Source organism: Hymenobacter crusticola, assembly GCF_002154225.1.
Classification (GTDB): domain Bacteria; phylum Bacteroidota; class Bacteroidia; order Cytophagales; family Hymenobacteraceae; genus Hymenobacter; species Hymenobacter crusticola.
On record NZ_MTSE01000006.1, the window covers coordinates 161,911 to 181,970 of the forward strand.

Annotated in this window: 20 protein-coding genes; 8 read left to right on the top strand and 12 right to left on the bottom strand. The window is 52.9% G+C overall.

Annotated elements, in window-relative coordinates:
* Nucleotides 1-140: 140 nt before the first annotated feature.
* Nucleotides 141-1,553: an APC family permease gene (locus BXP70_RS13605; protein WP_086594648.1), complete on the top strand. Its 1,413-nt coding sequence runs from the start codon at nucleotides 141-143 to the stop codon at nucleotides 1,551-1,553.
* A gap of 18 nt (nucleotides 1,554-1,571) precedes the next feature.
* On the opposite strand, the gene BXP70_RS13610 is transcribed toward BXP70_RS13605, so the two are convergent.
* The 3 genes from BXP70_RS13610 to BXP70_RS13620 all read right to left on the bottom strand — a co-directional run bounded on the left by BXP70_RS13610 (nucleotide 1,572) and on the right by BXP70_RS13620 (nucleotide 3,115).
* Entirely contained in the window at nucleotides 1,572-1,814 is a 243-nt protein-coding gene (locus tag BXP70_RS13610) for a hypothetical protein (protein WP_086594649.1), read from the bottom strand.
* 56 nt (nucleotides 1,815-1,870) lie between these two features.
* The gene (locus BXP70_RS13615; RefSeq protein ID WP_086594650.1) at nucleotides 1,871-2,443 is read right to left on the bottom strand and encodes a DinB family protein; all 573 of its coding nucleotides are present in this window, start codon (nucleotides 2,441-2,443) and stop codon (nucleotides 1,871-1,873) included.
* A gap of 66 nt (nucleotides 2,444-2,509) precedes the next feature.
* On the bottom strand, nucleotides 2,510-3,115 hold the full coding sequence (locus BXP70_RS13620) for a Crp/Fnr family transcriptional regulator (RefSeq protein ID WP_179197691.1): 606 nt from the start codon (nucleotides 3,113-3,115) through the stop codon (nucleotides 2,510-2,512).
* A gap of 114 nt (nucleotides 3,116-3,229) precedes the next feature.
* Between BXP70_RS13620 and BXP70_RS13625 the strand changes: the two genes are divergently transcribed.
* Nucleotides 3,230-3,697: an NfeD family protein gene (locus tag BXP70_RS13625; protein WP_086594652.1), complete on the top strand. Its 468-nt coding sequence runs from the start codon at nucleotides 3,230-3,232 to the stop codon at nucleotides 3,695-3,697.
* A 104-nt stretch (nucleotides 3,698-3,801) separates the two neighbouring features.
* A complete protein-coding gene (gene floA / locus BXP70_RS13630) occupies nucleotides 3,802-4,773 on the top strand; it encodes a flotillin-like protein FloA (protein WP_086594653.1) in 972 nt (323 codons plus the stop codon).
* Between the two features lie 79 nt (nucleotides 4,774-4,852).
* On the opposite strand, the gene BXP70_RS13635 is transcribed toward floA, so the two are convergent.
* Both BXP70_RS13635 and BXP70_RS13640 read right to left on the bottom strand, forming a co-directional pair.
* Complete coding sequence (locus tag BXP70_RS13635) at nucleotides 4,853-6,895, bottom strand: OmpA family protein (protein WP_086594654.1); 2,043 nt, start codon at nucleotides 6,893-6,895, stop codon at nucleotides 4,853-4,855.
* A gap of 317 nt (nucleotides 6,896-7,212) precedes the next feature.
* Nucleotides 7,213-8,040 carry a hypothetical protein gene (locus tag BXP70_RS13640; RefSeq protein WP_086594655.1) on the bottom strand — a complete coding sequence of 276 codons (828 nt, stop codon included), beginning with the start codon at nucleotides 8,038-8,040 and terminating at the stop codon, nucleotides 7,213-7,215.
* Between the two features lie 134 nt (nucleotides 8,041-8,174).
* On the opposite strand from BXP70_RS13640, the gene BXP70_RS13645 reads away from it, so the two are divergent.
* Nucleotides 8,175-9,152 carry an isopenicillin N synthase family dioxygenase gene (locus BXP70_RS13645; RefSeq protein ID WP_086594656.1) on the top strand — a complete coding sequence of 326 codons (978 nt, stop codon included), beginning with the start codon at nucleotides 8,175-8,177 and terminating at the stop codon, nucleotides 9,150-9,152.
* Between the two features lie 134 nt (nucleotides 9,153-9,286).
* Complete coding sequence (chrA, locus tag BXP70_RS13650; protein WP_086594657.1) at nucleotides 9,287-10,513, top strand: chromate efflux transporter; 1,227 nt, start codon at nucleotides 9,287-9,289, stop codon at nucleotides 10,511-10,513.
* A 97-nt stretch (nucleotides 10,514-10,610) separates the two neighbouring features.
* On the opposite strand, the gene rfbA is transcribed toward chrA, so the two are convergent.
* The 7 genes from rfbA to prmC form a co-directional block, all read right to left on the bottom strand.
* Nucleotides 10,611-11,489: a glucose-1-phosphate thymidylyltransferase RfbA gene (gene rfbA / locus BXP70_RS13655; protein WP_086594658.1), complete on the bottom strand. Its 879-nt coding sequence runs from the start codon at nucleotides 11,487-11,489 to the stop codon at nucleotides 10,611-10,613.
* Between the two features lie 99 nt (nucleotides 11,490-11,588).
* Nucleotides 11,589-12,596: an SDR family oxidoreductase gene (locus tag BXP70_RS13660; protein WP_086594659.1), complete on the bottom strand. Its 1,008-nt coding sequence runs from the start codon at nucleotides 12,594-12,596 to the stop codon at nucleotides 11,589-11,591.
* An 86-nt stretch (nucleotides 12,597-12,682) separates the two neighbouring features.
* Nucleotides 12,683-13,738, bottom strand: a complete 1,056-nt coding sequence (gene rfbB / locus BXP70_RS13665) for a dTDP-glucose 4,6-dehydratase (RefSeq protein WP_086594660.1) — start codon at nucleotides 13,736-13,738, stop codon at nucleotides 12,683-12,685.
* A gap of 69 nt (nucleotides 13,739-13,807) precedes the next feature.
* The gene (gene galE, locus BXP70_RS13670) at nucleotides 13,808-14,836 is read right to left on the bottom strand and encodes a UDP-glucose 4-epimerase GalE (protein ID WP_086594661.1); all 1,029 of its coding nucleotides are present in this window, start codon (nucleotides 14,834-14,836) and stop codon (nucleotides 13,808-13,810) included.
* Nucleotides 14,837-14,916: 80 nt separating this feature from the next.
* A complete protein-coding gene (locus BXP70_RS13675) occupies nucleotides 14,917-16,212 on the bottom strand; it encodes a nucleotide sugar dehydrogenase (RefSeq protein ID WP_086594662.1) in 1,296 nt (431 codons plus the stop codon).
* Between the two features lie 23 nt (nucleotides 16,213-16,235).
* Complete coding sequence (locus BXP70_RS13680) at nucleotides 16,236-16,835, bottom strand: acyltransferase (RefSeq protein WP_086594750.1); 600 nt, start codon at nucleotides 16,833-16,835, stop codon at nucleotides 16,236-16,238.
* A 123-nt stretch (nucleotides 16,836-16,958) separates the two neighbouring features.
* Complete coding sequence (gene prmC, locus BXP70_RS13685) at nucleotides 16,959-17,828, bottom strand: peptide chain release factor N(5)-glutamine methyltransferase (protein ID WP_086594663.1); 870 nt, start codon at nucleotides 17,826-17,828, stop codon at nucleotides 16,959-16,961.
* Between the two features lie 161 nt (nucleotides 17,829-17,989).
* On the opposite strand from prmC, the gene ribD reads away from it, so the two are divergent.
* The 3 genes from ribD to BXP70_RS13700 all read left to right on the top strand — a co-directional run bounded on the left by ribD (nucleotide 17,990) and on the right by BXP70_RS13700 (nucleotide 20,005).
* Nucleotides 17,990-19,024, top strand: coding sequence for a bifunctional diaminohydroxyphosphoribosylaminopyrimidine deaminase/5-amino-6-(5-phosphoribosylamino)uracil reductase RibD (gene ribD / locus BXP70_RS13690; RefSeq protein WP_086594664.1), 1,035 nt, complete (start codon nucleotides 17,990-17,992; stop codon nucleotides 19,022-19,024).
* A gap of 109 nt (nucleotides 19,025-19,133) precedes the next feature.
* Nucleotides 19,134-19,616 (top strand): GAF domain-containing protein, encoded by a 483-nt coding sequence (locus BXP70_RS13695; protein ID WP_086594665.1) that lies wholly within the window; start codon nucleotides 19,134-19,136, stop codon nucleotides 19,614-19,616.
* Complete coding sequence (locus BXP70_RS13700) at nucleotides 19,616-20,005, top strand: VOC family protein (protein ID WP_086594666.1); 390 nt, start codon at nucleotides 19,616-19,618, stop codon at nucleotides 20,003-20,005. The genes BXP70_RS13695 and BXP70_RS13700 overlap by 1 nt, the downstream gene beginning before the upstream one ends.
* The last annotated feature ends 55 nt before the right edge of the window (nucleotides 20,006-20,060 follow it).

The following is a 20,060-nucleotide window of genomic DNA, read 5'->3' on the forward strand; positions in this document are numbered from 1 at the left end:
TCACGATACAGCAACGCCCCTGAGTAACTCAGGGGCGTTGCTGTTAGAAATAATCCCTACTTTGTCCGAACCAGGACCTAGCTAGATTTTCTGGTGCGCTAGTATTCTATTCTATACCTCACCAAAATCAGCTTGACGGGATGAGTGCTCCTCAGCTTAATCGTGCACTTGGGTTGCGCCTCGTGATTGTAGTCGTGATTGGTAACATTCTCGGCTCGGGCGTGTACAAGAAAGTTGCGCCCATGGCCGCGGAGCTGCACTCGTCGGGCTGGATTTTGATTTGTTGGGTACTCGGGGGCATTATTACCTTGTTTGGGGCGCTGAGCAACGCCGAAGTAGCCGGGCTTTTGGCCGATACCGGCGGCGACTACGCTTATTTCCGGAAGATTTACAACCGCTTTTTTGCCTTCATTTTTGGCTGGTCGTTATTCACGGTCATCCAGACGGCCACTATTGCTTCGTTGGCCTATGTCTTCGCGCAGTCGTTGGCCAGCATTGTGTCCTTACCGCCCGTCCTGACTTCCCTGGCTGATTTTAACCTCGCCGGTGTGTTTTACCCTTTTGCCGATTTCAATGTAAAGCTCACTGCCATTCTGCTCATTACGCTGCTTACTTGGCTCAATACAAAAGGCATTAAGACCAGCGCGAGTGTGAGCACGGCCATTCTAGCGCTGGTCTTTATAGGCATTTTTGTCATTGTGGCGTTCGGTTTGGCGCACAGCCCCAAGAGCCTAGGCAGCGTCGTATCGACCCAGACCACTGATCCGGGGCACAGCGTCACACTAAGCAGCATTTTTACGGGCATGCTGTCGGCGTTCTGGGCGTACCAGGGCTGGGCATCTATTGGGTATATCGGGGGCGAAGTGAAGGATGCCAAGCGCAATATTCCGCGCGGCATTGCAGTCGGGGTATTTATCATCATTGCCCTGTACCTGCTGGTCAATACTACCTATCTGTCGCTCCTGTCTATTCCCCAGCTGGAGCAGATCTACAAAACCGGCAATCAGATAACCGCCATTGAGGCTGTCCGGAGCTTTTGGGGCACAAACGGCGCGCTGTTTATCTCGGTGCTCATTCTGGTTACAACCCTAGGCTGTACCAATGCTTCCATCCTATCCGGCTGTCGGCCTTATTTTGCCATGGCCCGCGAAGGCCTGTTCTTTTCCAAAGCCGCCGAGCTAAACGAAGCGCGCGTACCGGCCAACTCGTTGCTTTTTCAAGGCGTGTGGTCTTGCTTGCTGGTGCTCTCCGGCACGTTCGATCAACTGACGGACATGATCATCTTTGCCGTCTTTATCTACTATGGCGCTACTACACTTGGCGTCTTTATTCTGCGCAAGCGTATGCCCGACGCTCCACGCCCCTATAAGGTATGGGGGTACCCCATCGTGCCCGCCATCATGATTTTGTTTTGTATCGCCTTGGTTATCAACACCACCTTTGCTCGCCCACGGGAAGCAGCCATTGGCCTCGTGCTGATGCTTACTGGCGTACCGATGTATCTCTGGTTCAACCGGAAAGAACGCGCAGTGTTGCAGCAAGAGCCAGCCTAGCTTTTTCTGCTGCCTACCTTATTGCGCCGCTGCAATAGCCGTCAGCAGTTCTTCGTCGGAGAGGTCGTCGTACCAATCACTTTTCAATTCCAGTCGCACGGTTTGGGCGCCGCCAGTGGGTGTGCATACTACAGGCACTGAGCCGTCGTCGGTCTCGGCTAGTTTAGCGGCTTTATCGGCCACCTTTTCCTCTACGCCGGCATACGCTTGCACGCAGGTCCAGGTGGTCTTGTGCGAGTCAGTTACATCACGTTGTTTCATCGTGGCTGCTTATACGCAGAGGCCAGCTTTTTGCTGCCAATAAGCCTAGCCGATGCTCACACAACCAACGCCAAGCTGGCGCGAACGGCTTGCTGCTTGGTGCGCAGGGCTTGCTGTACGTGTCGCTCCTGGTGGCGCACCACAAATTCCAAGGCTTCTCCGACACCTAGCTTTAGCAAACGGAAGAACTCGACCGGCACGGCCTTCTTATTGAGGTCGGTTTTCTGCGCGTCGGTGAGCAACACTAGCAGCTGGGTTTGGTGCGCTAAAAATTCGGCCAGTACTTCGCGACTGAGGGCGCTACCGGCGGGGTTCATGTGTTTCACGGTTTTATATTGCTTGCCGTTGCCTGGCTGCATCATCGTGATAGATTTTCGACCTAGCCAACTGTAGCGCACCAGCGTGCTCTGCGTCGCGCTAGCTACTTGCTGCACGGCCTTGCCAAGGGCCGGATTGTAGTAGCGACTGTAGCGGTTCAGGTGCTCTAAACACTCGAGCACGCTCCATTGCTCGGAGGTAGGTTTGAAATTAAGGGCAAAGTCGTCGAGCGAAGCTAGCTCTGTTTCGACGGCGGCTTGCAAGCGGCGCACGGCGGCTTGTAGTTGCACAAGGAAAGTGGTGGTATCCATAGCGTTGCTTTGTTTTTGACAAAGGTTGTGGATACCAGATTCCGAAACCTTGATTAGCCTCAAGATTTACCGCAGCCGGCTTAGCGTCTCGGGGGTCATGCGCAGGTACGAGGCAATGTACTTTTTCGGGATGAGCTGGAAGAGGTGCGGACTGCGCGCCAGCAGCCGCTGTAGGCGACGTTCAGGCTCGGGCAGCAGCAGGTCAATTTCGCGTTCGATGCGCCCCACTAGTACGCGTTCTAGCTCCATGCGCCAGAACCGCGCAAAGTTGGCGTTGCTGTCGAGCAAAACCAGAAAGTCGGCGCGGCTTACGGCCAGTAGCTCCGTCTTTTTCAGCGCCTGAATGCAATAGTCGGAAGGTCGATTTTCTACAAACGATGGGAACGAGCAAATCAGGCTAGTTCCGTATGCAAACCCTACGCAGATTTCTTCCGAGGCATCGGGCAGATAGATGCGCATGGCGCCGCTGGCCACAAAGTACAGATGATGTTCTACTTGTCCGGCCCGAATGAGAAAATCATTGCGTTTCAGCGTTACGGCCTTCGTCCAGAGCGGCAAGCACGCAGCAATATCTGCCTCGGTTAAGTAGGGTATGCGGCGCAATAAAGTAGCCAGCAAGGCTAGCTTGTCCGCACGATTAAAGGGTTGATGGTGAGCAAATTCGACGGCCACGTTCGCAAACAGCTTGTTGGAAGAGCAAAGTAGGAAATCCCGACCTTGCCTGCGTGGACGCCTAGCTATTTTCTGCGTATATTCCAGAGTATTCCTCTCTTTTACCCTTCTCCGATGGATTGGCTAAGCATTGCGGCTCTTTTACTATTCGGTTTGCTGTTTGTGGTAGCCGAAGTGGTGTTTATTCCTGGCACTACCCTGGTGGGCTTGGTCGGCTTCGTCCTGCTGACTGCTGGTATCTGGTTGGGTTACCGCGACCTAGGCACGACAGCTGGGCACGTGGCGCTGGGCGTATCCGTGGTGCTGGTCAGTGTGATCTTGTACATCGGGCTGCGGCCGAAGAACCTAGCCAAAATGGCCCTAACGGACGTGAACTACGCCCGCGTGCGCGACGTGCGCCAACCCGATGTGCAGCCCGGCGTTACGGGCCGCGCCCTTTCCGCTTTGCGCCCTGCCGGCACCGCCCTGTTCCTCGACGACCGGCGCGAAGTAGTCACTCGCGGTGAGTTTTTGCCCGTTGGCACTACGGTGCGCGTACTCGGCATCGAGCACAACCGCATTGTGGTGGAGCAAGCTGGCTAGCTTGCAGGTATCATGCTGTGAGCGGTGAAGTTATACGGCCGAGCTACCGAAAGCTGCGGTAAAAGATCGTACTTGCTACCGTTAATCGTTAGACTCAACAGCTTATGCAAATACCTTTCTTGCCTATAGTCATTGCAGCCGTTGTGCTGCTTGTCTTTCTGTACTTCTTCCCGATAAGTCTCTGGATTACGGCCATCTTCTCCGGCGTGCGTGTGAGCTTATTTCAGCTCGTGCTGATGCGCGTACGGAAAGTGTCGCCCACACTCATCGTTAACTCTTTGATTACTTCTACGAAAGCGGGACTGGAGCTAACTTCGAATGACCTAGAAACGCACTACCTAGCCGGGGGCAATGTACCTAGCGTTATTAAAGCGCTGATTTCGGCCGACAAAGCCAACATTCCGCTATCCTTTAAGCAAGCCACGGCTATCGACTTAGCAGGCCGCGACGTATTCGAGGCCGTCACGACTTCCGTTAACCCTAAGGTAATCAACACGCCCAACGTAGCGGCTGTCGCCCAAGACGGGATTCAGCTCATTGCCAAGGCTCGGGTTACGGTGCGCGCCAACATTGCCCAACTCGTCGGTGGCGCAGGGGAAGAAACCATTCTAGCGCGCGTCGGCGAAGGCATTGTAACGAGTATCGGTTCGTCGCGCTCCCACAAGGAAGTGCTCGAAAACCCGGATAAAATCTCGAAGTTGGTACTCAGCAAGGGCCTAGATGCTGGCACCGCCTTTGAGATTCTGTCCATTGATATTGCCGATATTGACATTGGCGAAAACATCGGGGCCAAACTTCAAATCGACCAAGCTACCGCCGACTTAAAGGTAGCTGAAGCTAAAGCCGAGGAGCGCCGCGCCATGGCTGTGGCCGTCGAACAAGAGAACCGCGCTAAGACCCAGGAAGCAAAAGCCCGCGTCGTCGACGCCGAAGCCGAAATTCCCAAAGCCATGGCTGAGGCCTTTCGCTCCGGCAACCTAGGTATTATGGACTACTACAAAATGCGCAACATCCAATCCGACACCGACATGCGCGACTCCATTGCCAACCCCGGTGGCCAAAATAAGCCTAGCTAGCGCAGTCTGTATTTCACACAAAAAAGCCTCGCTAGGTAGTCTAGCGAGGCTTTTTTTATGTATTTGGAGTAAGTACTGTTTACTTTTTTGTAATCCGGAATTCTACCCGCCGGTTGAGTTTGCGGCTCTCCTCTTGTTCGTTGCTGGCAATCGGCTTGCTCCCACCGAAGCCTTCTGTCGTGATGCGGTTGCTGCTGATGCCGTGTTGCACAAGGTACTTCTTCACCTCGTTTACGCGGTCTTGGCTGAGCTTCACGTTCAGGGCCGGGTCGCCTTGGTTATCGGTGTGGCCCTCCAACTTAATCTCGACGGTTGAATACTCTTTCAGAATCCGGATCAGGCGCTGCAACTCAGGGTAAGAGTTTTCGCGCAAGAAGAACTTACTCTGCGCAAAAAAGATGTTGTTGAGCTTAATCAGCTGCCCCACTTGAAACGGCACCAAGTACAGGTCTTGGTTTACTTCTGAATACTTCTCCCGATCTGTCACGTCGAGGTTGTCGCTTTCCGACAAGTAGTTGGCCGCTTCGGCCCGGTACCCGTAATGTGCACCCGAAGGCAGCACAATAGTGTACGAGCCATCTACCGGGTTGGTATCTGCCACTCCTATTTCCTCACCAGTCAGCAGGTTTTCGTAGCGAATCTTAGCGGCCACTGGCTTTTTAGTCGCGGCGTCCAGCACTCGCCCTTTTACCAACGTTACGACCTCAGGCTTAAACTGGGAAGCTAGGTTGATGCGGAAAATGTCCCGGGAGTTGTCGGTGCCGTTGCGCGAAGACACCAAGTATGCATCTTCGCCCGCAGCCGAAATGGTATAGTAGGCGTCGAAGTCCGGCGAGTTCACGTTCGGACCTAGGTTGCGCGGCTTAGTCCACTTGGTCCAGCTTTCATCCAGGCGCTTGCTGTAGAAAATATCACTCTTGCCGTAGCCGCCGTGGCCCTCTGAAGCAAAATAGAGCGTCTTCCCGTCGGCGGCTAAGAAGGGGGCGAACTCTGGCTTTTTGGTGTTGATATCTGCTCCTAGGTTGCGCGGCTTCCCCCAGCTTTTTCCGTCTTCCTTCAGGAAGCTTACGTAGACATCTTGCCCGCCTTGGCTGTCTTTGCGCTGCACAGCCATTAGCAGCACTTTGCCGGAAGTAGCCAGAAAGTAGTCTACGTTCTCTGGATCATCATTGTAGAAATCTTCAATCTCTACCTTCACTGGCGCGCTCCACCCAACTTGACTGCGGCGGGTGAGACTGGCGCCTTTCGGCTCCATTGAGCCATCAGGTCGATACACGTTGATAAGCAGAGCCGTATTCCCATCCGACGACACCGAAGCTAGACCATTGGGGCCCGGCGTATTGATGGGCCCACCGATATTTTTAGCTGGATTCCACGCCTTCGTTTTGGGGTTGGCAATGGTGGCGTACCACACGTCCTGCGGGTCTTTAGCGCCGCCAATGTTCTGCGGGCTGCCTTGGCGCGCAAAAAATAAGCTACGGCCATCTGGCGAAATCACTGGGTGCGTATCCACGTACCGCGTGTTCACGTTCGGCCCTAGGTTAAACATGGAAGAGTCGTAGCTGGCCGGGTTGGGCTCCGACTTAAAATCCTGTTTCACCATTGTGTCTACCACGTCGGCCATACCGATAGCATCAATTTGGTTGACGCCGTTGACTTTGGCTGTGTTCATCGTTACTACCACCCCAATTGTGCGGTAGGCAGCGGCCTCAAACGTGACTTGCAGCGAGCGAAAAAGCTCCGGCAATGGGCCCGGGTTCTTGTTTTCGTACACTTGGTGCCGTTCGCCCCGGGTGTCGACTAATTCAATCTTAGTGACAGAGCCCGGATTGAAGTTTTCCACAATCGTCACCTGCCGTGCTAGCATCGACCTGCCGAACCGCACTTCGATAAATTCGTTTGCGCCTTCTTTACGCGGTATCCATGCTTCGTTGCTCACCTGGCCGAGTGGTTGAGCATTGGGTTCTCCTAGCACCTTTTCTGGCGAAAAGGCTTCTTTGCCCTCTGCCTTCTGCGATGACACATCTACTATTTTGCTTGCCCAGATGGCTCGTTGCGCTGATGCGCTCCGACCAACTCCCACCACAATACCTATTAGTAAAAGAAGCGTACGACTATTCATAGTTACTGAACCAAATCTTGGCACCACATGGGAGGCTTAGCACTAGGCCTGAAAGTCAGAGACATTTTAAAGGCTAGTGAAGTTTCGGTGCTCCGCGAAAGCCGGGCCAAAAGTCATCGTATATCTAGTCTAATACATATAGTAACAAGCTGAGCTAGCCGTCTGTAAGAGTATTTCTTATACATGTTAGCTTGCTACGACAATAAAACCGGCATTTTTGCCAGCTTTGGGCATACAAACGGTGCTATGACTAAGCAAAAAAGGCCCGTATACTCAACAGTATACGGGCCTTTTTTATGAATAAATTGTTGCTGCACTTATGGTTGCAGGGTGAACGTACGAGTTACAGAATTATAAGGCCCCGGGATTAGCGTGCCATGGTCATCTACCAATTCCAGTTTCACTGTATTTTGTCCCATCGGTAGACCTTCCATCATGTAGGGCGCCCACTGCTCAAGCACGAACTCGGTGCCATTGATAGTGGCGCGTACTTTGTTCCCCTCAGGCGAAAGATTAGTGTTTACCAGGTAAAAATCCAGCATTACCTTCTTGGTGTCGTTGCCAGAATACACATCTTTTGGACGGCTGTAAAACAGGTTTGGCGCCTTCGTATCAAAAGTGAGCGGAGTAGCTGGAGCGTTTCCGACAGTAATAACGCGCAAATCGTAGGCGCCGCGGTGCTTCAGGCTCTCGTGGTAAGAGCGCGACAGGAACGACAATACTACGTGCTGCCCGTCGGGAATATTTTTGGTAAACTCTGTAGTATAATGCGCCGTGTAAGGCTCGTTGTCCACGATGTTGTGGATGTGCTGGCCTTTGGCCGAATTAGCCATATCGCCGGCGTGCATTCCGCCGGTCATTTTTGTAAGCTGAAAGTTGCTCAAATCATAGTCGAAAGCAACAGCGCCACTTGGCGCCACGGAGCCAACGACGGGAGCAACGACCCGTAGCTGCGACTCCGGATACTTGGGAGAGTCATTGAAGGGAGTAAGCCGGATGCCATTCTTCTCCATGCTCGCTGCATTCGCCGTTGTTACCGCTTCGGCGGTAGACTGGGCACTCGATTCCTTTTGCTGTTTGGCTGTGTCACAAGCACTTATTGCTACAAATAAGGCGCTACCTAGCAGTAAAGTAGATACTTTCATAAAAAGAGTGGAATGGATTAAACTATCGGCCTCCGGACCGCCCATCTAGCAAGACCTGGGGGCAAGGTAACAAGTGATTTTTTAAGTACCTTGCACAAACGTAAGAATCTCCAAAAGAATATAGTTTTCCCTCTATGGAATCAGCATTGTTGGAAGAAATTCCGTCGCTTGATTTAGCTGACTTCCGTTCCGGCGACCCGGAGCGCAAAAACCGGTTTGTGCAGCAACTCGGTGAAGCCTACCAAAGCATTGGGTTTGTAGCTCTTAAGAACCATGGTTTAAGCGACGAACAAACCAAGCGCCTATATACTGATGTGCAGGCTTTCTTCTCCTTACCCGATGAGCAGAAGCTCCGCTACGAGAACCCGGCACTGGCGGGTCAGCGGGGCTATGTGGGCAAAGGCAAGGAGCACGCGAAAGGCCGCAACACCGGTGACCTAAAGGAATTCTACCATGTGGGCCAAGTAGTAGACGACCCCACCGACCCAGTTGCTAGCGAGTACCCCGACAATATTTGGCCAGCAGAGGTACCTAGCTTTCAGCAAAGCACGACAGAAGCGTACAAAACGCTAGAAGCGGCCGGCACAGATGTGCTGCGTGCCATCGCGTTGTATTTGCAGCTCCCCGAAAACTACTTCGATGATAAAGTGCGCAATGGCAACTCCATCTTGCGCCAAATTCATTACTTCCCCATTGAGAATCCGGATGCAGTGCCTGCTGATGCCGTACGCGCGGCCGAACACGGCGACATCAACCTGATTACCCTGCTGATGGGCGCTTCGGCCGATGGCTTGCAGGTACTACGCCGCGACGGTAAGTGGATTCCTATCACCGCCCTACCCGACCAGATTGTGGTGAACGTGGGCGACATGCTTCAGCGCCTGACCAACGGCGTACTGAAGAGCACGATTCACCGCGTAGTAAATCCGCCCCGCGAAAAGATGAACTCTTCGCGCTATTCCGTACCCTTTTTCATGCATCCGCGCTCGGAGATGAGCCTTGCGGCGCTGGAAAACTGCATCACGCCAGACAACCCCAAGCAGCAGCCCGACGTGACGGCTGGTGAGTTTCTGAATGAGCGCCTCATCGAGCTAGGGTTGAAAAAGAAATAAGCGTCTTGTTAGCCTTGTTTGTTGCCAGTGAGCAGTTATCTACCTGACTCACTGGCAACTTTTTTTAAGCTCACTGCATGCTTTTCACAGTTTACAATGCACATCTAGCAACCAATAGCCGGCCCTAGTCACCTGTGGAAGAAATCAAGCTAGCCCCGCCGCCGCGCCGTAGTGGCGCCCGCACCAAACGGGTACGCGGCATTATTTTCTTGAAGGACGTGGCTACGCTCGGCTTAACGGCTTTTGGTGGCCCCCAGGCGCATATGGCAATGATGCTACGGCTGCTGGTGGCAAAGCGCCGTTACCTAACGGCCGCTGAGCTCCTAGAAATAACGGCTCTGTGCCAGATTCTGCCAGGTCCCACTTCCACCCAAACGGTTACTGCTATTGGCTTTCGCCTTGGAGGCCCCAACCTAGCCTATCTGACGCTGCTGGTTTGGATGCTGCCCGCTGTGACTATTATGACGATGGCGGGGCTTACCATGAGCTACCTCGACAAAGATCAGGTAGCCCGCCTGGTACAATACGTGCAGCCCATTGCCGTGGGCTTTGTGGCCTACTCGGCCTACCGGGTGTCAGAAAAGGTAATTCACACCAAAACCTCGGTGGGCATTATGGTTGGGTCGGCGCTACTCGCTTATACCTTCCAATTGCCGTGGATCTTACCGCTGCTCCTACTCACGGGAGGCCTAATTACCACGTTTCGGTTTCGCAAAATGCCCGTGCAGACGGATAAGCTACCTCTTCAGGTAGAATGGTCCAACTTCGTTTTGTGGCTCGGAGTACTTATCGTAGCCGCGTTGCTGGGCTCTTACACGCACTTGCTGCCGGTGCGGTTGTTTGAGAATTTTTATCGCAACGGAAGCCTTGTTTTTGGCGGTGGACAAGTCTTGGCGCCCTTGCTATTCACTGAATTCGTTGAAGCTAAGAAGTACCTGTCACCGCAGGAGTTCCTTTCGGGGCTAGGTTTGGTGCAAGCGCTGCCCGGCCCTAATTTCTCCTTTGCCTCTTACGTAGGATCCTTGGCTATGCGGCGGGCCGGTACCGGCGTGGGCGGACAGCTGCTCGGGGCATTGGTTGGGGCCGCGGGTATTTTTATGCCTGGTACGCTGCTCATTTTCTTTCTAATTCGTTTCTGGGACCGACTTAAGCAGTACCGGGTCGTGAAGGCTTCCTTGGAAGGTATCAATGCTGTGTCGGCTGGCTTGGTGTGCGCGGCTACTTTCCTGCTTTATCACCCGTTGCCCGACACGCCCCTTAACCTACTCTTGGTAGCCATCACATTTCTATTGTTGCTGTGGGAGAAAGTTCCTTCTTATGTTATCGTTGGGACTGGCTTACTAGCAGGGATGATTTGGTAAATAGGTTAGCTAGCTTTTTTAGCGGCTACGTCGCATAAAACAAAACGCCGTCGTTCTCTGGAACGACGGCGTTTTGTTTTGTATCGAGGAGGCTGGCTTATTCTTCAAGCAACAGTGTTCCTGGCAGACCCATTAAGTAATCGCCGTAACCACTCTTACGCAGCGGCTCCGCAATTTTGCGCAGTTGCGCCGCCGTAATGAAGCCCTGGCGGTACGCTACTTCTTCGATAGAGCCCACCTTCAAACCTTGGCGGTGCTCAATAACGCGTACGAATTCCGAAGCTTGCATTAACGATTCGAACGTGCCAGTATCGAGCCAAGCTGTACCGCGACCTAGGATACCTACTTTTAGCTTTCCCCGGCGCAAGTACTCTTGGTTCACATCTGTGATTTCGTACTCCCCACGCGGGCTAGGCTGTAGGTTTTTCGCTATGTCAATTACTTCATTATCATAGAAGTAAAGGCCGGGCACGGCGTAGTTGCTCTTCGGCTGCTTAGGTTTTTCTTCGATGCTGAGAGCCTTTTTGTTTTGATCAAACTCTACAACTCCGTATCGCTCAGGATCATGTACGTGGTAGGCGTATACCACGCCACCGTCTGGGTTGTTGTTGCTTTGCAGTAGCTGATCAAGCCCCTCGCCGTAGAATATGTTGTCGCCGAGCACGAGTGCTACTTTATCGCTGCCGATAAAATCGGCGCCAATCACAAAGGCTTGCGCTAAGCCATTGGGTGTCGCCTGCACAGCATACTGAAAATCGCAACCTAGGCTCTTGCCATCGCCGAGTAGGCGTTGAAATTGTGCTTGATCGTGAGGAGTTGTAATAATCAAAATCTCACGAATGCCCGCCATCATCAAAATGGATAGCGGGTAATAAATCATTGGCTTATCGTATACCGGCATCAGTTGTTTGCTGACAGCCAGCGTGAGTGGATGCAAGCGCGTGCCGGAGCCACCAGCTAGGATAATGCCTTTCATGGGGGAGGATTAAATTGTCAACTAACTAGTTGTCAGATGATCATCGTAATGTAATAACACGATGACGTAGCAGCGACCTAGCTACTCCACTATCAGTGTCTAGTTACTTTCGCGAATGAACGCCTGGTTATCTTTAAACCAAGCTAATGTTTTTTGTAAACCTTCTCGAATGCGAATCTGAGGATCATACCCAAGCAGCCGTTGCGCTTTGCTGATGTCAGCTAGTGAGTCGCGGATGTCGCCGGCCCGGTCAGGACCGTATTCGGGCGTGAGGTCGGAGCCTGCCTCTTCCTTCAAGATATTGAAGAGGTCATTTAGCGACGTCCGATCGGCCACCGCAATATTGTACACTTGGTTGACTGCCTCCGGATTTGTCGTCAGCGCGGCTTTGATATTGGCCTGCACGCAGTTTTCCACAAAAGTAAAATCCCGTGTCTGTCCGCCGTCACCGTTCATGCGTGGTGGCCGACCTTGTAAAACTGCGTCGATAAATAGCGGAATAACAGCGGCATAGGCCCCATTTGGATCTTGGCGAGGTCCGAAGATGTTGAAGTAGCGCAAGCCAATGATTTCCATCCCATACGTTTTGCCGAATACGTCCGCGTATAGTTCATTAGCGTACTTGGTAACCGCATACGGCGAGAGTGGCTTCCCTATGCGGTCTTCTACCTTAGGCAAGGCTTTGCTGTCGCCGTACGTTGACGACGAAGCAGCATACACGAAGCGCTTTATGTTCGCTCCCTTAGCTGCTACTAGCATATTCACAAAGCCACCCACGTTCACATCGTTGCTCGTGATGGGGTCATTGATGGAGCGTGGCACCGAACCTAGGGCTGCTTGGTGTAGCACTACGTGCGCACCCTGACAGGCAGCGCGGCACACTTCTGCATCCCGAATATCTCCTTCAATCACTTCCAGCGCCGGATGATCAGCAAATAGGCGGAGGTTTTTGTGAAAGCCGTTAGAGTAGTTATCCAACACGCGCACCGTACCAGCTCCGTACTTCAACAGATATTCTACTAAGTTAGAACCAATAAAACCAGCACCACCCGTTATCAGGAAGGTGAGGTTATGGAGCGGCTGATCGTGAAAAGGTATTTCGTACACTTTAGAAATATTACGTATGAAATCGTGAGTAGTGAGCCCTTAGGGAGAAACTCCTTTCCTACTCCAAGACTCACGATTAGAAATTATTATCGATTAGAATACTGTTGCTGGTAATAATCTTGGTAAGCGCCACTCGTTACGCGCTCCAGCCACTCGTTATTAGCTAGGTACCAGTCAACGGTTTGCGCCAGGCCTTGCTCGAAGGTGACAGATGGTTTCCAACCTAACTCGTTCATAATTTTTGACGAGTCGATGGCATAGCGGAGGTCGTGGCCAGCGCGGTCAGTTACAAAGGTGATGAGCTTGCGCGAGGTGCCTTGGGGCTTACCGGTTTTCTCATCGAGCACATCGCAGAGCAAATGAATTAGCTCGATGTTCTGCCATTCGTTTACACCTCCAATGTTGTAAGTGTCCCCAACCTTGCCTTTGTGGAACACGGCATCAATGGCAGTAGCATGATCTTTCACGAACAGCCAGTCGCGCACATTTTCTCCTTTGCCATATACTGGCACCGGTTGGCCGTGTTGAATGCGGTGAATGGCTAGCGGAATTAGTTTCTCAGGGAAGTGATTGGGACCGTAGTTATTAGAGCAATTGCTCAGCTTAACCGGTAATCCGTAGGTATGATGCCAAGCCCGCACGAAGTGGTCGGAGGAGGCCTTGGAGGCCGAATAGGGTGAGCGAGGATCGTAGGGAGTTTCCTCGGTAAACATCTCCGTGCCCATTTCCAGCGACCCGTATACCTCGTCGGTGCTCACGTGATAGAAGGTGTGTCCTTCGTAACCGTTAGGTTTCCACAAATTCTTGGCCGCATTGAGCAGGTGCACGGTACCTAGCACGTTCGTCTTCACGAAAGCCAATGGGTCCGTAATCGAGCGGTCCACGTGCGACTCGGCAGCAAGGTGAATCACAGCATCGGGCTCCTCGCGGGCGAATAGCTCATCGACGAATGCCTGATCGGCGATGTCCCCTTTTACGAAGCGATAATTAGGAGCTTGCTCAATGTCGCGGAGATTTTCCAGGTTACCAGCGTACGTCAAAGCATCCAGGTTCAAGATCTGATACTCAGGATACTTTGTTACAAAAAGCCGTACAACGTGTGACCCGATAAAACCAGCCCCGCCAGTGATGATAATTTTCATGAGTAGTAAGCTGTTAGTGGTTAGCCACTAGCTTTTTATGATGCCTAAAAACAGATTCTTAGCTAATCACTACTGACTGTTAGCTAACGTCTGCTGCCATTTCCAAGCGCTAGCTAGGGCTTCCTCCAGAGAAGAGGTGGTTTTAAAACCTAGCTCATTTGTGGCCTTTGTCACATCGGCGTAGATGGCGGGCACATCGCCGGTACGGGGCGGACCAATAGTGTAGTTCAGCTTCACGCCGGTTGCCTTCTCAAAGGCATGTACCACTTCGAGCACACTGTTGCCGCGACCAGTACCAACGTTGAAGGTCTCTACTGCTTCGCCCTTTCTGTCAAGCAAGCGTTGCACGGCTACGACGTGGGCCTTAGCTAGGTCCACCACATAGATATAGTCGCGGATGTTTGTGCCGTCGGGTGTGTCATAGGTATCACCGTAGATTGTGAGCTTCTCACGCATACCGGCGGCCGTTTGCGTGATGAAAGGCACCAGGTTCTGCGGCACACCTAGAGGCAACTCACCAATTTTAGCGGAAGGATGCGCGCCAATTGGGTTGAAGTAACGCAACAAGATGGTATGGAGCGAAGTGGTAGCCTTGGCCACATCCGTTAGGATATCTTCGCACATCTTCTTGGTATTGCCGTAGGGCGAAGTAGCTGGCTTAGTGGGCGTTTGCTCCGTCACCGGTAGTTGGTCCGGAATGCCGTATACCGTGCAAGAAGATGAAAAGACAAAGTTCTCAATCCCGAAATCGGGCATCACCTTCAGCAATGTCATCAGGGAGCCTACGTTGTTTTGGTAGTAAGCCAAAGGCTTTTGCAAGGATTCGCCTACTGCTTTGAACGCCGCAAAGTGAATGATACCCTGAATGTCTTTTTCCTTGGAAAACACTTCCCGCAGCGCCGACTCATCCCCGCAATCAATGTTATGGCTAGGGATTTCTACCCCTAGGATATCCTGAATACCCCGCAATACCGACTCTTTCGAGTTGCTAAAGTCGTCAATAATAATAGGCTGATAGCCTGCTTCATACAGCTCAACAACAGCGTGGGAACCGATAAAGCCTGCGCCACCCGTTACTACTATTTTTACTCGTTCCATTTGTGTTCAGAATTGAGTCGTTTGGTAAGGAAAAGAGGGATAAAACTAGACAGCTTGTCAATAACGCTTCGCAACCTAGGTTACAAGCTCCAGTACTGTAGCTTCTGAATCTTGTTGCGAAATAGTCCTTTGATGTCCACGACCACAGCATTAGGCGAGGTAACGGACTCAAAGTAAGCTTCATCTAGCTCCAAGTATGGCTTGTGACTCACGGCTACAATCACGCCGTCGTAATCTTTACCTACGTTCTCAGCAGGGGTCAGGCGAAAGCCATACTCGTGGTGCAGTTCGTCGGAGTCAGCGTGTGGGTCTACGATGTCAACGTTCACGGAGAAGTTTTTCAACTCCTGAATGACATCTGCCACTTTCGAGTTGCGGATATCTTCTACGTTTTCCTTGAAGGTAGCGCCCATCACGAGCACCTTACTCTTGGCCACATCCTTGCCCTGCTTGATCATCATTTGCACCGTCTTACGAGCGATGTAAGCGCCCATATTGTCGTTGGTGGTGCGACCAGAAAGAATAACCTTAGCGTCGTAGCCTAGCTCTTTGGCTTTGTAAGTCAAGTAATAAGGATCGACGCCAATGCAATGGCCGCCCACTAGGCCAGGCGAAAACTTCAGGAAGTTCCACTTTGTGCCGGCAGCCTCTAGCACTTCGTAGGTGTTGATGCTCATGCGGTCGAAGATCATCGATAGCTCGTTCATCAGGGCGATATTCACGTCGCGCTGGGTGTTTTCAATAATTTTGGCGGCCTCTGCTACTCGGATGCTGCTAGCGCGGTGTACTCCGGCGGTTACCACCAGCTCGTACACCTTGGCAACCACATCCAGTGACTCTTCGTCGCAGCCCGACACCACCTTTACGATGCGCGCCAGCGTGTGCTCCTTGTCGCCAGGATTGATGCGCTCGGGAGAGTACCCCACCTTGAAATCGGTGGCGAACTTGAGCCCCGAAAGCTTTTCCAGCACGGGAATGCAGTCTTCTTCCGTGCAGCCAGGGTACACCGTTGACTCAAACACTACGTAATCGCCTTGTTTGAGCACTTTTCCGACACTGGATGAGGCACCTAGCAGCGGCTTCAGGTCGGGCATGGCATGCTCGTCGATGGGCGTAGGAACAGCTACGATGAAGAACTGTGCCTCGCGCAGCACGTCGAGCGAGTCGGTGAACACGATGTCGCAGCCTTCGAAGTCTTTGGTTTCCAGTTCCCCACTTGGGTCCACTTGGTTGCGCATCATCTCAACGCGCTCGGCATTGATATCAAAGCCAATAACTTGGAGTTTGCGGGCAAACTCGAGGGCGATAGGCAGGCCCACGTACCCTAGGCCAATAACGGCTAGCTTGGCCTGTTTTTGAAGTAATTGCTCGTACACGACGGGAATCCTAAGAGTATGAGTTATAAATTCTGAATCGGAGAAATTCGCTTTACTTGCTGATCTGTAGTTAGCTCGTACTGCTCGCCACTTTCGGGGCACGTTGCGCGGCCGGCATGGTCAAATTCAAGTTGGTGGCCGTAGGCACTCATCCAGCCGCGGGGCCGCGCCGGATTACCGTATACCAAAGCGAAAGGTGCTACATTTTTCGTCACCACTGAGCCGGCGCCCACGAAGGCGTATTGCCCTAACCGCACCCCGCACACAATAGTGCTATTGGCCCCTACGCTTACGCCTTGTTCTAAGTAAGTCGTTTGGTAATGCTCAGCACCCCGGCGTGGCACGGCACTGCGCGGATTCTTCACGTTGGTAAAAACTACGGAAGGGCCCAGGAACACATCATCTTCGCACACCACGCCGCTGTAAATACTTACGTTGTTCTGCACCTTCACATTACGACCTAGCCGCACCCCGTCAGCCACCATTACATTCTGCCCAATGCTGCACTGCTCCCCTAGCTCACAGCCCGGCATCAGATGAGCGAAATGCCAGATTCGGCACCCGTTCCCGATGCGACAGCCTTCGTCCAAAATGGCGGTTGGGTGCGCGAAGTAAGCAGGAATTTCGGTCACAGAGAGCGGAAAAGGTGAATGTAGCGCGTAAGCTACTTTTTAGCGGGCAAAGGTAAAGGTTTTAGTAGTTGCGAGCCTTGATAGTGAGAAAAGTACGTGCGTTGGAGGGATATCTTATGCTATTGTTCTCCAATCTGCCCGCAGCATTCGTTCCTTGCCAAACAAATCTTGGTGCACCTGTATCTGATTATACCCTAGGGTGATGAGAAGGTCGCTTAGCGGAGTGGCATACTGTTCGTTGATCTCAAAGTAGAGCGTGCCGCCCGGTCGTAGCAACTTTTGACCCAATTCGGCAATGCGCCGGTAAAAGAGCAAAGGGTCGGTATCGGGCACAAATAAGGCAGTGGCCGGCTCATAGTCGAGCACATTAGGGCGCATCAGTGGCCGCTCTAGCTCCAGCACGTACGGCGGATTGCTGACTACTATATCTAGCGACTGCATACCTAGGCCGTGGGGTTCCTCCCGCAGAATATCAACTTGCTGAAATGTGACGGGCGCTTGGTAACGCGCCGCGTTCCGACGCGCGACAGCCAGAGCCTCGGCGGAAATATCTACACTGATGATGCGCGCATCGATTAGCATCTTACTCAGCGCCAATGGGATGCAGCCGCTTCCCGTACCGACGTCTAGCACGGCTAGCCCTGGTTTACCCTTTTGCTCGGCGGCAATAAGCCGAACTAACTCCTCGGTTTCGGGACGGGGGATGAGAGTAGCTGGAGTTACCTCTAGTTCCATGTCGGCAAACCAGGCGACGCCTAGCACATATTGCACCGGCTCGTGGCGCAGCAGCCTAGCTTGGAGTGCTGGTATTTGCGCAACAGTAGAGGTGGCAACTGCCTCATTAGCCTGCATCCGCAGCTGAAGGGGTGACAGCTGCAACAGATGCTCTAGCACTACCCCCGCAATGGCAGCTGCCTCCGAGCTAGGATACACGGTAGCCAAGGCAGTTGTAAGATCAGCGGTCAATTGGCGAATGGTAGGCATAACATGGCTAGGTAGTGGCTGAAAGCGTTAGCGAAGGGCGAAGTTGGGAGATTGACGCACAAACTGGTAAATAGAACATCAAATTACTGTCGCACATTTGCCTACTTCGCTTCTGCTTATCCGCTCACCTGTTGCGTTCCACCTCTCTCCCCACCCACCCTATGTCTGATTTTGATACCCTAATGATGCGCCGTGCGCTCGACCTAGCGCGGCTTGGCACTGGCTACGCCCGGCCCAATCCAGTAGTAGGCTGCGTAATAACGCACGAAGGCCGCATAATCGGGGAAGGTTGGCACCGCCAATACGGCGGGCCGCACGCGGAGGTGAATGCTATAGCCGCGGTAACGGACGAAAGTCTGCTGCCCGAAAGCCGGGTGTACGTAACGCTGGAGCCCTGTTCGCACCATGGCAAAACGCCTCCTTGCGCCGACTTGCTTGTTGAAAAAAAGGTGAAAGAAGTAGTTATCTGCAACCTAGACCCCAACCCCTTGGTATCGGGCCGAGGTATCGATAAGCTGCGGGCAGCGGGCATTCAGGTGGAAACAGACGTGCTGGCCGCAGAGGGCCGATGGCTGAACCGACGCTTCTTCACCTTCCAGGAAAAAAAGCGTCCCTACGTAGTATTGAAGTGGGCTGAAACGTCGGATGGCTTTCTGGCAGGCCCATACTTTCAACCCATCCAAATCAGTGGGGACCTAGCTCGTATGGTAGTGCACCAGTGGCGGGCCGATGAGCAAGCTATCCTGATCGGCACCCGAACGGCTTTGCACGACAACCCAAACCTCAACGTACGCGAGTGGTTTGGGCAAGCGCCACTGCGAGTGATTATCGACAAAAACCTCAGCCTACCGCCTGCGCATCACGTGCTCGATGGTCAGATTCCGACGGTGGTATACACCTACCGCGAGCGAGCTAACAAGCCCAACCTAGAGTTCGTGGAGCTTGCCGAAGCCGATGACTTGTTTCCGCAGCTATTCGCTGATCTTTACCGGCGCAATGTGCAGTCGGTGCTAGTGGAAGGCGGCCCTACGGTGCTCAACTCTCTGATGCGTGACGGTTTGTGGGACGAAGCCCGGGTACTCCGCAACAGCAAAAAGCTAGGTGGCGGCATCCTGGCGCCCAAGACGGGGCTAGCTGGTTTGCGCGAGCATCTCACCTTTGGCGCCGATGAATTGTTTATTTACCACAATGAGTAACCAAATGGGCTGCCAGCACAAATCTATTGGCTACTAGTTTTGCCTTCTCACTTGGTTTTGCTAGCTCCCTCAACCGAAAAATTGACAACAAGAAATAAAGAACGAACCCATGGCGGAAGACCTTATTCTCGACGCGACCCTGACCAAAGCCGAAAAGTATCGTCAGCTTCTTCCTCAAATTGAAGCGCTTACAACCGGCGAGCCTGACCTCACGGCCAACTTAGCGAATACGATGGCCGCCTTGAAGCAGACTTTCGGATTTTTTTGGGTGGGCGCTTACTTGGTAAAAGACGATGAGCTGGTGCTAGGTCCTTTCCAAGGGCCCGTTGCTTGCACGCGCATCCGGCACGGCAAGGGAGTTTGCGGGGCAAGTTGGGCGCAGGCCGCAACGCTGCTGGTGCCGGACGTTGATCAATTTCCGGGGCACATTGCGTGCAGCAGTGCCTCACGCTCCGAAATTGTGGTGCCAGTGCTGAAAGAAGGACGCGTGGTCATGGTGCTCGACGTAGATAGCGACCTGCTCAACGACTTCGACCACGACGACCAAGTACACCTCGAGCAACTCGCCACGTTCATGGCTAGCTGGTTTTGATGGCTACACCGGTCCTGCGCGTCGCTCGCCCGACCAACGATATCGGCAAGCTTCTCCCCTTCTACCGCGACGGATTGGGGTTGGAGATACTGTATCAGTTTGAGGACCATAATGGCTTCGACGGAGTAATGCTTGGCCGGCGGGGTTGCTCGTACCACTTCGAGTTCACGCATCATCGTGGGCACACAGTGGCAGGAGCCCCCAGTCAGGATAATCTATTGATTTTCTACCTTCCTGACCTAGGTGCTTGGCAACAAGCAGTAAGTCGCATGCAGGAACATGGCTTCGATCCAGTTGCTTCTTTCAACCCGTACTGGGATGAGCATGGCGTCACGTTTGAAGATGCTGATGGCTACCGCGTGGTGCTGCAACAGGCCGCTTGGAAATAAGATTATCAAGTCTATTTAGTAGATCAATCAAAAAGGCTGACCAATGTGGTCAGCC